This window comes from Pseudomonas sp. S150 (genome assembly GCF_004526365.1).
GTDB lineage: Bacteria > Pseudomonadota > Gammaproteobacteria > Pseudomonadales > Pseudomonadaceae > Aquipseudomonas > Aquipseudomonas putida_A.
In genome coordinates this window covers 1,059,652-1,073,610 of sequence record NZ_CP038207.1, presented here as the reverse complement: position 1 = coordinate 1,073,610, position 13,959 = coordinate 1,059,652, and the positions used below count along the sequence as shown (strand labels likewise).

The 13,959-nt window shown below is 60.4% G+C and carries 9 protein-coding genes; 4 read left to right on the top strand and 5 right to left on the bottom strand.

Annotation, left to right across the window (positions count from 1 at the left end):
* The first annotated feature begins 8 nt into the window (after positions 1-8).
* The 4 genes from aceF to msrA all read left to right on the top strand — a co-directional run bounded on the left by aceF (position 9) and on the right by msrA (position 7,471).
* Entirely contained in the window at positions 9-1,973 is a 1,965-nt protein-coding gene (gene aceF / locus E3Z29_RS04950) for a dihydrolipoyllysine-residue acetyltransferase (RefSeq protein WP_134785272.1), read from the top strand.
* A gap of 279 nt (positions 1,974-2,252) precedes the next feature.
* Positions 2,253-3,650 (top strand): alkaline phosphatase D family protein, encoded by a 1,398-nt coding sequence (locus tag E3Z29_RS04945; RefSeq protein WP_098966880.1) that lies wholly within the window; start codon positions 2,253-2,255, stop codon positions 3,648-3,650.
* A 253-nt stretch (positions 3,651-3,903) separates the two neighbouring features.
* On the top strand, positions 3,904-6,600 hold the full coding sequence (locus E3Z29_RS04940; RefSeq protein WP_097087058.1) for a bifunctional diguanylate cyclase/phosphodiesterase: 2,697 nt from the start codon (positions 3,904-3,906) through the stop codon (positions 6,598-6,600).
* Between the two features lie 205 nt (positions 6,601-6,805).
* The gene (msrA, locus tag E3Z29_RS04935; protein ID WP_134785271.1) at positions 6,806-7,471 is read left to right on the top strand and encodes a peptide-methionine (S)-S-oxide reductase MsrA; all 666 of its coding nucleotides are present in this window, start codon (positions 6,806-6,808) and stop codon (positions 7,469-7,471) included.
* Positions 7,472-7,595: 124 nt separating this feature from the next.
* Here the strand turns inward: msrA and E3Z29_RS04930 are convergent, their stop codons facing one another.
* The 5 genes from E3Z29_RS04930 to putP form a co-directional block, all read right to left on the bottom strand.
* Positions 7,596-8,435, bottom strand: coding sequence for a 23S rRNA (adenine(2030)-N(6))-methyltransferase RlmJ (locus E3Z29_RS04930; RefSeq protein WP_003220988.1), 840 nt, complete (start codon positions 8,433-8,435; stop codon positions 7,596-7,598).
* Positions 8,436-8,751: 316 nt separating this feature from the next.
* Entirely contained in the window at positions 8,752-9,072 is a 321-nt protein-coding gene (locus tag E3Z29_RS04925) for a hypothetical protein (RefSeq protein ID WP_097087106.1), read from the bottom strand.
* A 326-nt stretch (positions 9,073-9,398) separates the two neighbouring features.
* Complete coding sequence (locus E3Z29_RS04920) at positions 9,399-10,103, bottom strand: DUF4123 domain-containing protein (protein ID WP_098966876.1); 705 nt, start codon at positions 10,101-10,103, stop codon at positions 9,399-9,401.
* On the bottom strand, positions 10,093-12,108 hold the full coding sequence (locus E3Z29_RS04915; RefSeq protein ID WP_134785270.1) for a type VI secretion system tip protein VgrG: 2,016 nt from the start codon (positions 12,106-12,108) through the stop codon (positions 10,093-10,095). Before E3Z29_RS04915 ends, E3Z29_RS04920 begins: the two co-directional genes overlap by 11 nt.
* 353 nt (positions 12,109-12,461) lie before the next feature.
* Positions 12,462-13,946 (bottom strand): sodium/proline symporter PutP, encoded by a 1,485-nt coding sequence (putP, locus tag E3Z29_RS04905; protein WP_103368701.1) that lies wholly within the window; start codon positions 13,944-13,946, stop codon positions 12,462-12,464.
* Positions 13,947-13,959: the final 13 nt, after the last annotated feature.

The window sequence follows — 13,959 nt, the reverse complement described above, 5'->3', positions numbered from 1 at the left end:
GACATTTTGTGAGCGAACTCATTCGCGTACCTGACATCGGCAGCGGTGAAGGTGAAGTAATTGAACTGTTTGTGAAGGTCGGCGACCGTATCGAAGCCGACCAGAGCATCCTGACCCTGGAATCGGACAAGGCCAGCATGGAAGTGCCGGCCCCGAAAGCCGGCGTCATCAAGAGCCTGAAAGTCAAGCTGGGCGACCGTCTGAAAGAAGGCGACGAGCTGCTTGAGCTGGAAGTCGAGGGCGCCGCGCAAGCGGCCCCTGCACCTGCTGCTGCACCGGCTGCAAAAGCTGAAGCCAAACCGGCTGCCGCTCCTGCTGCTGCGGCGCCAGCCGCTGCCCCTGCTGCCGCTTCGGTGCAGCAAGTGCACGTGCCGGACATCGGTTCGTCGGGCAAGGCGCAGATCATCGAGATCCAGGTCAAGGTCGGCGACACCGTCGAGGCTGATCAATCTTTGATCACCCTGGAATCCGACAAGGCCAGCATGGAAATCCCGTCGCCTGCCGCGGGCGTGGTCAAGGCCATCAGCGTCAAACTCAACGACGAAGTCGGCACCGGCGACCTGATTCTGGATCTGGAAGTGGCGGGTGCTGCGGCCCCTGCTGCGGCCGCTCCGGCTCAGGCCGCTGCGCCAGCCGCTGCTGCTGCGCCTGCTCCGGCTGCCGCCCCGGCTGCTCCGGTTGCCGACAGCGTTCAGGACATCCACGTTCCGGACATTGGTTCGGCCGGCAAGGCCAAGATCATCGAAGTCCTGGTCAAGGCTGGTGACAGCGTTGAAGCCGACCAGTCGCTGATCACCCTCGAATCCGACAAGGCAAGCATGGAAATCCCATCGCCTGCCGCTGGCGTGGTGGAAAGCATTTCCATCAAGCTGGACGACGAAGTCGGCACCGGCGACCTGATCCTCAAGCTGAAAGTCAAAGGCGCAGCCCCTGCTGCTGCCCCGGCTCCAGCTGCCGCCGCTGCGCCAAGCGCTCCGGCACCGGCCGCTGCTGCTCCGGCTGCCGCTGCACCTGCTGCTGCCGCTCCGGTTGCTGCTCCGGCCAAGCCTGGTGCCAAAGTTCACGCCGGCCCGGCCGTGCGTCAACTGGCCCGCGAGTTCGGCGTCGAGCTGAGCGCCGTTGGCGCCAGCGGTCCGCACGGTCGCATCCTCAAGGAAGACGTGCAGGTTTACGTCAAGGCGATGATGCAGAAGGCCAAGGAAGCACCGGCCGCTGCTGGCGGCGCAACCGGTGGCGCGGGCATCCCGCCGATCCCGGTCGTGGACTTCAGCCGCTTCGGTGAAATCGAAGAAGTGCCGATGACCCGCCTGATGCAGGTCGGCGCTGCCAACCTGCACCGCAGCTGGCTGAACGTGCCGCACGTGACGCAATTCGACTCGGCGGATATCACCGAGCTGGAAGCCTTCCGCGTTGCGCAAAAAGCCGTCGCCGAGAAGGCCGGCGTCAAGCTGACCATCCTGCCGCTGCTGCTCAAGACCTGCGCGCACCTGCTCAAGGAGCTGCCGGACTTCAACAGTTCGCTGGCGCCAAGCGGCAAGGCGATCATTCGCAAGAAGTACGTCAACATCGGTTTCGCGGTCGACACTCCAGATGGCCTGCTGGTACCGGTCATCAAGAACGTCGACCAGAAGAGCCTGCTGCAACTGGCTGCAGAAGCTGCTTCGCTGGCTGAAAAAGCCCGCACCAAGAAGCTCTCTTCGGACGAGATGCAAGGCGCCTGCTTCACCATTTCCAGCCTCGGCCACATTGGCGGCACCGGCTTCACGCCGATCGTCAACGCGCCGGAAGTGGCGATCCTCGGTGTTTCCAAGGCAACCATCCAGCCAGTCTGGGACGGCAAAGCCTTCCAGCCGAAACTGATGCTGCCACTGTCGCTGTCCTACGATCACCGTGTGATCAACGGCGCCGCCGCTGCACGCTTCACCCAGCGTCTGGGCAGCCTGCTGGGCGACATCCGCACCATCCTGCTGTAAAGCGTTCGGCCCTCCGGCAACGGAGGGCCGATTGCGTCCCACGTTTTCGAGCGCCACACGCTCGTACCTCAACCCCGTCAGTTTGACGGGGCTTTTTTTGCCCGAAGAAAAGTCACAACGCTTTTATTCCTACAACTTCGGTCTACTTAAGCCACGAGTCCAGTCCACTTCGCGCCGATATTTTTTATCCGCCGACAACTAACCTTGGCGGCACAAGTTAAACGAATAACTTGCTAAACACTGACCGTTATTCAAGTATCAATTCGAACGGATTCGAACATGTTAAAACCAACTGTCGGCCCGATTATTGGCCATACAACAACTAATCACGCACGCATCTTCATGCGCGGCGACTTGCAAAACAACGCCACCACATTTGCCGGCCTGCGTTATCGAAAGCGCGACAGCAATCAATGGTCAAATAGCCTTTTTTCCCGTTTAAGTGCTTTGCGCGATTTTTGCCAGGTCTTTTCATTGAATGACCTGGAGAGCCATTGCGAATACGAATACCAGACGGGCTGGTTCAGCCCCATGAGCCCGGTGCATACCGTCGAAAGCATCGCCGAATTGCCTTTGCAATGGCCGCGCGAGATCTACCGCTTTAGCACCCGTGCCAGCGACGCCGCGCAGCCACGCGCTTATATCATCGGCTCCTGTCGCTACTTGCGCATGACCGCCGGCATTGCTTCCCTGCCCCAAATTGGCGACCGTATATTCGCCTCGATCAATCAGTTGATCGAAGGCGCCGAGCCGCCGATCAGCGCCACCCTGATGACCGGAGACCAGATCTATGTCGACGACCTCAACCTGATTGCCCCGGATCGCGAATACAAGGACATCCTCGATAAATATCGCGCGGCGTTCTCGCAACCGAATATTCAGCGGCTGATGTCCGGCACTTCGACTTACATGATCCTCGACGATCACGAAATTGAAGACAACTGGCCGGCGAACGCCAGCAAGTCCGATCATGAGTTATATCGCAATGCAATGGCGGCGTATGAGTTGTATCAAGCCAGTCATAGTCCGGCGCATGAACTAACAGTTGATGGCGAGATTGATCATTCAAAACTGGCGCATTACTGGTATCAGTTCAGCGATGGCGATATTGAATGGTTTGTCACTGATAGCCGCACTCGGCGCAACCTGGCTGCTGATGATCGACGCATCCTGGACAGCGAGCAGGAACAGGCCCTGGTCGCCTGGCTGAGCAACAGCAAGGCACGGGTCAAATTCGTGGTCACCAGCGTGATGTTCTATCCGGATCGCAAACTGCACGGCGACGATGCCTGGAAAGCCTTCCCGGAGCAGCGCCTGCGCCTGCTGGAAACCATCCGCACCCGACAGATCAGGAATGTCGTATTCGTCTCAGGCGATGTGCACGGCTCGCTGACCTCGCGCCTGACCCACAGCGAAGACCCGGAATTCGAAGTCCACACCATCGTTTCCTCGCCGCTGTGCAACAGCAAGCTGTTGCCCTACGCCAAGGCGTCGACGTTCATCCTCGATCAACCGCTGGCGCGCACGGCCGCGGGCGATTATCGGCATGAATTGACCAGCGCGGTGGTCAGTGAGGACAACTTCGCCCATGTGGTGGTCGAGGCTGATCAGATTCTGGTCAATTACCATGATCGGGATGGCAAGAAGCTGCAATCGATCAGCATTAAATTGCGTTGAATTCTGAAAAGATCGCAGCCTGCGGCAGCTCCTGCAGGACTTCGTATTTCCTGTAGGAGTTGCCGCAAGCTGCGATCTTTTGCTCTTTTCAACCACCCACTGGAGAAATGCCCCGAGCGGCCGACACATTCTTATAGCACTTGGCCTTCATCTCTCTTGTCAGTCGGTGCCGCAATGATGCAACCTTGCCGCAGGCAACAGTAAAGAGGGCGCGAGCCCGGCGCGTTCAGCATATTTCCAAGCGAGTTCCTTCATGAAGAGCCAACCCGATGCCGCCAGCCGTATGGCGGCCGAGGTAGTGACGCAGTTGCCTGTGCCCTCGCGGCTCGGCATGCTGCGTTTCGAGCGCTTGAATGAAGCCAGTTGGGCGATGCTGTTTCTCGATCCCAATTGCGAACGCCAGTTCGGCCAGCCGGCCGTCGAGCTCTGTGCACTGGTCGGTTCACCGTATGCCAGCCTGATGGAGCCTGAAGCGCGCTATCAGTTGCACGATGCGATCCAGCAGCAACTGCGCGACAGCCCGCATTATCTGGTGCGCTACACCCTGCACACCGCTGCGGGCGTGCTGAGCATTCTCGAACTGGGCGAAGCCTATAAACAGCACAACCGGCATCTGTTGCGTGGCTACCTGCTGGCAGTCGATGACGTGTTCGACGAAGCGCCAACGCTGCCGTCCGTTGACCTCGAAACCCAGAACTCGCGCCTGCAGATCGCCCTCGAACTCAACCAACGTGCCCAGCAGGAGCAACTGCAGCACCTTGATCGGGTGCGCGCCCAGCAGGATCTGATTCTGCTGCTCGCCCGCCAGCGCTACAGCAGCCACAACTCGCTGCAGGAAGCCGCCGAACTGATCACCCGCTGCGCCTGCGATATCTATGAAATCGACTGCGCCAGCCTGTGGAACCTCGAAGGCAATCTGCTGGTGCCGATTTCGGCGTATCACCGCGCGACGCAGGAATACATCCTGCCGGAGGTGATCGACATCAGCGGTTTCCCCGACTACATGGAAGCGCTGCACGGCAGCCGCGCCATCGACGCGCATAATGCGATGCGCGACCCGCGCACCCGTGAGATGGCCGAAGCCCTGCGCCCGCGTGACGTCAACGCCATGCTCGACGCCAGCATCCGGGTCGACGGCCAGGTGGTCGGCGTGCTCTGCCTGGAGCAGACCGGCGTCACCCGCGCTTGGCAGTCCGACGAAATCGCCTTTGCCGGTGAGCTGGCCGACCAGTTCGCCCAGGTCATCAACAACCACAACCGCCGCACCGCCACCAGCGCCCTGCACCTGTTCCAGCGTGCGGTCGAGCAAAGTGCCAACGCCTTTCTGCTGGTCAATTGCGACGGCGTGGTCGAGTACGTCAACCCGAGCTTCACCGCGATCACCCAGTACTCCACCGAGGAAGTCCACGGCCAGCGCCTGTCGGAACTGCCGGCTCTGGAGAACCTCAGCGAATTGCTGTTCGACGCGCCCTCGGCGCTGGCCAAGAGCAACAGCTGGCAGGGCGAATTCAAGAGCCGGCGCAAAAACCTCGAACCGTACTGGGGCCAGTTGTCGATCTCCAAGGTGTACGGCGACAACCGTGAGCTGACGCACTACATCGGCATCTACGAAGACATCACCCAGACCAAACTGGCGCAGCAGCGCATCGAGCGTCTGGCCTACACCGACAACTTGACCAACCTTGGCAACCGCCCGGCGTTTATCCGCAATCTGGACGAACGCTTCGCCCGCGATAGCGACACACCGATCAGCCTGCTGCTGGTGGACATCGACAACTTCAAGCGGATCAACGACAGCCTCGGTCACCAGACCGGTGACAAACTGCTGATCAGCCTCGCCCGGCGCCTGCGCAACAGCCTGAGCCCGAGTGGCAGCCTCGCGCGCTTCGCCAGTAACGAATTTGCGGTGCTGCTCGACGACACCGACCTCGCCACCGGCCAGCAGATCGCCAACCAGTTGCTGGCGACCCTCGACAAACCGATGTTCGTCGACAACCAGCTGATCAGCGTCACCGGCTCCGTGGGCCTGGCCTGCGCGCCTCTGCACGGCCGCGACCCGCAAACCCTGATGCGCAACGCCGGCCTCGCGCTGCACAAGGCCAAGGCCAACGGCAAACATCAGGTCCAGGTGTTCACCGAAGCGTTGAATGCCGAGGCCAGTTACAAGCTGTTCGTCGAGAACAACCTGCGCCGCGCCCTGACCCAGAACGAGCTGGACGTGTTCTACCAGCCCAAGCTGTGCCTGCGCAGCGGTCGCCTGCTGGGCATGGAAGCGCTGTTGCGCTGGAACCACCCGGAGCGCGGCATGATCCGCCCGGACCAGTTCATCAGCGTTGCCGAAGAGACCGGCCTGATCATTCCGATCGGCAAGTGGATCGCGCGTCAGGCCTGCCGCATGAGCAAGGCCCTGACCGCCGCCGGTCTGGGCAATCTGCAAGTGGCGATCAATCTCTCGCCGAAGCAGTTCTCCGACCCGGATCTGGTCGCCTCAATCGCCAATATCCTCAAGGAAGAAGCCCTGCCGGCCAATCTGCTCGAACTGGAGCTGACCGAAGGTCTGCTGCTGGAAGCCACCGAAGACACCCACTTGCAACTCGACCAGCTCAAGCGCCTGGGCTTGACCCTGGCCATGGACGATTTCGGCACCGGTTACTCGTCGCTCAGCTACCTGAAGAAATTCCCGATCGACATCATCAAGATCGATCGCAGCTTCATCCACGAAATCCCCGACAACCAGGACGACATGGAAATCACCTCCGCCGTGATCGCCATGGCCCACAACCTGAAGCTCAAAGTCGTGGCCGAAGGCATCGAGACCGCCGAACAACTGGCGTTCCTGCGTCGCCACCGCTGCGACGTCGGCCAGGGCTACCTGTTCGACCGGCCGATCCCCGGCGCCGAGCTGATTCAGGCGCTCAAGCGCTACCCGCGCGGCCCACTCTGCCTCTAGCCCCCACCGATGTCCCTGTCGATGAACTCCCCTTGTGGGAGCGGGCTTGCTCGCGAATGCGGTTTGTCAGGCAATGTTGATGTCGACTGACACACCGCATTCGCGAGCAAGCCCGCTCCCACATTTGAATAGTGCGAAATCCGGCATCATTCGGCACACTGACGGTCTGACTTTTTACATCCCATCCTGACTGAGAGGAACGATCATGGTTCTGCGCTCGGAAATTCTGGTGAACAAAAACGTGCTACCGACCAAAGATCAAGCTCTGCCCGGCCGCGAAACCGCGATGACCCTGCCTGAAAAGCATTTCGTCTTCGAAGAAACTCCGCTGCTCGGCCCGTTTTTCCAGGACGTCGACTTTGCGATCTTCGGTCTGGGTTGCTTCTGGGGGGCGGAGCGCCGCTTCTGGCAGCGCGAAGGCGTGGTCAGCACCGTGGTCGGCTACGCCGGCGGCTACACGCCGAACCCGACCTACGAAGAAGTCTGCTCGGGCCTGACCGGCCACGCCGAAGTAGTGCTGGTGGTGTATGACAAAGCCAAGGTCAGCTACGAAGAGCTGCTGGCGATGTTCTGGGAGCTGCACAACCCGACGCAGGGCATGCGACAGGGCAACGACATCGGCACCCAGTACCGTTCGGTGATCTACGCGACCACGCCTGAACAACTGGACGCTGCGCTGAAGAGCAAAGCGCTGTATCAGGCTGAACTGTCGAAGGCGGGTCTGGGAGAAATCAGCACCGAAATCGAGCAGGCGCCGACCGTGTACTTCGCCGAGGCGTATCACCAGCAATATCTGGCGAAGAACCCTGAGGGCTATTGCGGGATTGGCGGCACCGGCGTGTGCATGCCACCGAGCCTGGCGGGTAACTAAACCCCAAAGCATCGCGGGCAAGCCCGCTCCCACAGGTTTAGCGCCGACTTCAAAATGGCGCAGTACTTTGTGGGAGCGGGCTTGCCCGCGAAGGCGTCCGTTCAGACACCGCTAAAACAGTTGATCAGCTTTCAGCAATCAACCAATCCATCTGCCACCCACCCTGAGTCTGCCCAAGCTTCTTGGACAACCACGGCAGCAGCTCACGCAATTCTTCCTCCAGCCCCCACGGCGGATTGGCAATCGCCATCCCCGAGCCGTTGAGGCTGTTCGGCGTATCCAGCGGATGCACCAGCAGTTCCACGCGCAGCAACTTCGGCGCACCGGTACCAGCCAGATCCTGATAGAAACGTCGCAGCGCACGCTGGTCCTTTACCGGGTACCAGATCGCCGCCACGGTTTGGCGCATCCGGCCAATCGCTTCTTTCAGCGACGCCGCACACTTTTGCATCTCGTCGAGCTGCTCGAACGGCGGATCGATCAACATCACCGCACGCTTCTCCTGCACCGGCAGCATCGCCCGCGCCACATGCCAGCCCTCGCCCAGATGCACTTTCACCCGACGGTCACCGGCCATGTTCTCTTTGAGCTGCACGCCGTCTTCCGGGTGTTTCTCGTTGAGCATCACCCGATCCTGCGGCCGGGTCAGACGCCGCGCCAACTCCGGCGAACCCGGGTAGTAGCGCAACTGGCCATCCGGGTTCATCTCGTGCAGCACCTTCATGTAGTCGGCGGTCAGCGCCGGCAGATCCGGCTGATCCCACAAACGCGCAATGCCTTCCAGGTACTCGCCGGTACGGTTGGCCTGATCACCCTGCAAGTCATACAAACCGATACCGGCGTGCGTGTCGAGATAGGCAAACGGCTGCTCCTTGCGCGACATCAGCGCGATGAGGCGGGTCAAGGTCAGGTGTTTGAACACATCGGCGTGATTGCCGGCATGGAAGGCGTGACGATAATTCATGGCTGCTCCTGCGAAGGGCGCAAAGTTTACCTTTTACCGGGCGGCAAGTCAGGGGTTGGCGGCCGAGCGGACCTCAACAGCAAAGATCGCAGCCTTCGGCAGCTCCTACACGGGATTGGCGTTCCCCCCTGTAGGAGCTGCCGAAGGCTGCGATCTTTTGCCCTTGCCTTTGTGGCGAGGGGATTCATCCCCGATGGGCTGCGCAGCGGCCCCAAGACCTCAATCCCCCATTTCGTCTGACACCGCGACAACCGGGTTGCGGCTGCTACGCAGCCGAGCGGGAGCAAGCTCCCTCGCCACAAAAACGCTCTCAGGCTTAAAGGGACAGGTTGCCGAGGCGTTTGCCAATCACATCCAGCACATCACAGCCGTCACGCAGCGGAATGGCGCAGAGCATGGCGAAGTCGCTGAGGATGATCGAGTCGCATTCGACCGAGCCGCGCATGCACATGTTTTCCAGCACTTGAATCACGGCGCGGATGCGGTGGTTGGCGGCGTCCATGAGGATGTCGAGGGGGACTTGGGTGTCGATGAACAGAGTGGGCATGTCGCTGCAATTGCCGGTCAGGGCCATGAAGCGATTATCGGGATGGGGGATGATTTTTTCGTAGGGTGGGTCGGGTTTAAGCATCGTCATGTTTTCTACCATGGATGTGAAAATGAACTGCCTCGCTCCTTCCTACGGGATCGGGTGGCAGCTGTGCACGGGAGTAGGAACCGACCCATGGAATTCGGCCACGCCAAAGCGTGCCCCGCACACAGCCGCCGCTAAAGATATTGCTGGCACAAGTTACATGTCGCAATTAAATCAACAGCGCTGATGCACCATAGGTAACGGGTTCCTACACCCTGTCACCACTCTCGCGGTGACAACGAAAAGACTATCCCCGCAACCCACCGCCCACCAGTTCATGAAATCCGCCGCAACTCGCGGGAAATTTCCGAAGCCTTCGCCCGGAAATTTCACTCCGCTTCGTCCTGCAAATATGCCAATAACGCCGATTGCGACGATTCTTCCGACGCCGAAACCTGAAAAAACTGCTGAACCTTGCAGCGCAACACAGCCTGCGGAAACGCCTCGTACAGCGCCGGATGCTCCTCGCTCAGCCACTGCAGCGCATTCCCGATCCGGACTGAATTCCCTGCTGAAGCCAGCACTGACTCAGGCACTTTCCACCAGGGAAACACCCGCCCTGAAACCTGCGCCCTGCCCCCGATATCCACGGCCTGTCCATTGATCAAGCCGCGCGAGATCACCGGCATCAACTGCGCAGATTGCACTTCATCGGACTGCAGGATCGGCAACAAAAACCGCCCATCCCAGAAGCGAAAAAACACCGCTGCGCCGTCCGGCATCAGCACTTGAGTCAGGCTGCGAAAGTGCTCAACTACCACCTCCAGGCTCGCCGAGGACACCGCCAACCACCCCCAGTCGCGAGACTCGGTACTCGCCACCCAGTCGAGAAACTCACTGTCCGCCGCGACAATTCCCACGAAGGGCATCACCGCATCCCACTCGGCGTAGATCGTCTCTGCCCAGATCGGGCTCGGTGCAACCAGCGGAGGCCTGGCGTCGCTGGCGCTACTGAAGATCGCGAACAGTTGCTCCGCAGGTTTCAGCGGTTCACGCGCCAACCACTCTGCAGGTGTGAGGCACTCAAGCTGCACAGACACCGTCCTTGCAACGCTCGCACTCTTCGCAGAATGGTGCATCACCTTTAAAGCTCATGATTTGCGCAGCAGTGAGCATGGCCGCTGGTGCTGCTGCGAGTTTTACCGGCAACCCCGGCACACTCGGCGCCGCGCTCATCGCCGCCATTGGCGCCCCACCCACGACAATCGGCACGCTACTGAAAATCCCGCCGGGGCCGATGTTGATCCATTGCCCGCCGGCCTGAATCGTCGCGCTCGCGCCACCGTCGATCACCACTTGTTGCCCGGCACTGACGTGAATTTGTGCGCTCGCACTGGTTGCCTGACTACTCACCCGAATATGCCGATCACCAATAACCGTGAGGTGATCGTCCTGTTTCACTTCGGTCTGGCGCTGGCCGTGGGTGATGCGCTGCTCGTCAGCCTTGAGTTCATGGCTGGCAAGGCCAGTGACGACAATGCTGCGCTGGTTGTCGACCTGCACCTGCTGGTCGTGCAGGACATGCTGCGTCCAGTTGCGCTGGGCGCGCAGGTAGATTTCTTCGGCGCCCTTTTTGTCCTCGATGCGCAGCTCGTTGTAACCGCCACCACCGGGGCTGCTCTGGCTGCGGAAGATGCTGCGGGTCTGGTCGGCGGGCAGGTCCAGCGGCAGCGGAGTTGCGGCGTTTGGCAGGCAACCCATCACCAACGGTTTGTCGGCATCAGCGTCGATGAAACCGACCAGCACTTCCATGCCGACCCGCGGGATCAGCACGCTGCCGTAATGATCATGCGCCCAACCCGTGGCAACGCGCAGCCAGCAACTGGAATGCTCGTTGAGCTCGCCGTCACGATCCCAGGCCAGTTGCACCTTGACCCGGCCGTACTCGTCGCAATGGATTTCCGTGTCTTGCGGCCCGGTGACCACGGCCGGTTGATAACCGGGCATGCGCGGTTTTTCCGGCCCCAACGCCGGACGAAAGAACACCTCCCACGGCGTGGCAAGAAAGGTATTACGGTAACCCTGGAATGTTTCCCCATCGCTGGTCACCGATTCCTCCAGCACTTGCGGCTGTCGGCCATGATGCTCGATGGCGGTGAGCAGCCACAGGTCATTCCAGTCCTGGCGCGGATGCTCGCTCAGTTGCAGGAAATGTCCGCAAACCAGTGCGGATACGTCGCTGATGCCCTCAGCCTGACGGTAGTCGGCGACATGCCTTTCCAGCGTACGTTGCGCCAGTTGCCTGCCGGTTTCTCGATCGTTGAATTGGCCGGGAAAGTGATAGTCCTCGAGCACAGGGCGCTGCTCACTGTCGCTGCGGCTGTGCAGTTGCAGTCGCGGCTTTTCGAAGTTGTAGTCGCGCCGGGTGACCACGCTGGTGCGAGTCTCCACCCGGACGTTGAAGCGCTTGATGGCCGGCGCCGTCGACGCCATGCCGCTACCCGGCAGATACAGCGTCGGTTCGGCCAGGCGCGGAAACACCGTTTGATCGTCGCCGAACACCAGCACATGCCCCTCCGGGCTGTGCTGAAAGTGGTAATGAATACCCACATCGGCACACAGGCGCTGGATGAACGCCAGATCGCTCTCGGCGTATTGCACGCAATATTCCCGCACCGGGTAATCGCTGCCGAGGCGGAACTCGAAGGCATCGCGCAGGATTGCGTGATCCTTGAGGATCTGCGCGACGATCTGCGGAACCGTCTGATGCTGAAAAATCCGCTGGTTGATGCGGTGACCGAGGTAGGTCAGACGCGACACCAGGCTCAGGTGGTAGCGCGTCAGACGTTTCCCGGAATCGCCCTGCCCGACCTGATAAATCTGACCATGGACACCGGAACCTTCCGCATCGAAGCTCAGAAACGCCTGACGGTGCAGCAGGCTTTCGAGGTCCAGATCCGGACGCTCACTGACCAGTTCCAGCTCGAAACGAAAGGGTTGGCTGATGGCTTCCTTGCCCGTGAACTCAAGGACTTTGAGATCAACTTGGGCGCCTTCGAGGGTCAACGTGAAACGCGGTTGATTGGCAGGCGCGAACATCCGATGTCTCTCTGCAGATTGAGGGCGGGCGATTCTGCATGAGGGGCAAGGGGTGTTGGGTGGGTGACGGGAAAATCAGATTTGCCCTACTTTTCCTGTCGAAAAAACCTTCGAAAATCGGCGCATGCGACTACAGACAACCCTCTCAAACTCACCACCGATCCCCTGTGGGAGCGGGCTTGCTCGCGAATGCGGTGGGTCAAATGAAATCAATGTCGACTGGCACGACCCTTTCGCGAGCAAGCCCGCTCCCACAGGGGATCTATGCTGATTCAGGGATATTGCAGGCATAAAAAAACGGCCCGCCTCCTGTAGGAAGCGGGCCGTTTTCTGGTGAGCCGAAGCTCAATGCATCACTTGTTCAGGTGGAAATCTTTTTCCGCCGCTTCAAAGCGCTGCACCATGCCTTTGGTTGGCTCGCCCATTTTGCTGACGATGTAAATCGCCAGGCTGGCGAAGATGAAACCCGGGATGATTTCGTACAGACCCAGCAGTTCGAAATGCTTCCAGACCACTACGGTGATCGCGCCGACCAGGATGCCGGCCAGTGCGCCGTTGCGGGTCATGTCCTTCCAGATCACCGAGATCAGCACCACCGGACCGAACGCGGCACCGAAACCGGCCCAGGCGTAGGACACCAGGCCCAGTACGCGGTTTTCCGGGTTGGCGGCCATGGCGATAGCGATCAGCGCCACCAGCAACACCATCGCGCGACCGACCCACACCAGTTCCACCTGGGAAGCGGATTTGCGCAGGAAGGTTTTGTAGAAGTCCTCGGTCAGAGCGCTCGAGCAAACCAGCAGCTGGCAGCTCAGGGTGCTCATCACAGCGGCGAGAATCGCCGACAGCAGGACACCGGCAACCCACGGGTTGAAAAGAATTTTTGCCAGCTCGATGAACACCCGCTCGTGGTTCTCGGTGACTGGACCGGCCACTTCCGGGTGCGCCGAGAAGTAGGCGATACCGAAGAAACCCACGGCGACGGTGCCGCCCAGGCACAGGATCATCCAGGTCATGGAGATGCGACGGGCGTTGGCAATCGACTTCACCGAGTCAGCGGCCATGAAACGCGCGAGGATGTGCGGCTGACCGAAGTAACCCAGACCCCAGCCCATCAGCGAGATGATGCCGATGAAGGTGGTGCCCTTGAGCATGTCGAAGTTGCTTGGGTCCTGAGCTTCGATGGCGAGGAACGTGGTATCGACACCACCGGTGGCCAGCAGCACGATGATCGGCGTCAGCAGCAGGGCGAAGATCATGAGCGTGGCTTGTACGGTGTCAGTCCAGCTCACCGCGAGGAAACCGCCGACGAAGGTGTAGGCAATCGTCGCCGCAGCACCGGCCCACAGCGCCGTCTCGTAGGACATGCCGAAGGTGCTTTCGAACAGACGGGCGCCAGCCACGATGCCGGAAGCGCAGTAAATGGTGAAGAACACCAGAATCACCACCGCCGAGATGATGCGCAGCAGGCCGCTTTTGTCTTCGAAACGGCTGGAGAAGTAGTCCGGCAGGGTCAGGGCATCACCGTTATGCTCGGTCTGCACACGCAGACGGCCGGCGACGAACAGCCAGTTCAGGTAGGCGCCGACGATCAAGCCGATGGCGATCCAGCTTTCGGACAGACCGGACATGTAGATGGCGCCCGGCAGGCCCATCAACAACCAGCCGCTCATGTCGGAAGCACCGGCAGACAGAGCCGTCACGACGCTGCCCAGGCTGCGGCCGCCAAGAATGTAGTCAGAGAGGTTATTGGTGGAGCGATAGGCCATGAAGCCGATCAGCACCATTGCTGCGATGTAGATCACGAACGTGATCAGTGTTGGATTGCTTACGCTCATTAAGTTACGCCCT

What these genes read in the sequence shown, in the direction of transcription:
- E3Z29_RS04945 (WP_098966880.1), top strand. Translation starts at nt 2,253, where the DNA reads ATGTTAAAACCAACTGTCGGCCCGATTATTGGCCATACAACAACTAAT.
- E3Z29_RS04940 (WP_097087058.1), top strand. Translation starts at nt 3,904, where the DNA reads ATGAAGAGCCAACCCGATGCCGCCAGCCGTATGGCGGCCGAGGTAGTG.
- msrA (WP_134785271.1), top strand. Translation starts at nt 6,806, where the DNA reads ATGGTTCTGCGCTCGGAAATTCTGGTGAACAAAAACGTGCTACCGACC.
- E3Z29_RS04930 (WP_003220988.1), bottom strand. Translation starts at nt 8,435, where the DNA reads ATGAATTATCGTCACGCCTTCCATGCCGGCAATCACGCCGATGTGTTC.
- E3Z29_RS04925 (WP_097087106.1), bottom strand. Translation starts at nt 9,072, where the DNA reads ATGACGATGCTTAAACCCGACCCACCCTACGAAAAAATCATCCCCCAT.
- E3Z29_RS04915 (WP_134785270.1), bottom strand. Translation starts at nt 12,108, where the DNA reads ATGTTCGCGCCTGCCAATCAACCGCGTTTCACGTTGACCCTCGAAGGC.
- putP (WP_103368701.1), bottom strand. Translation starts at nt 13,946, where the DNA reads ATGAGCGTAAGCAATCCAACACTGATCACGTTCGTGATCTACATCGCA.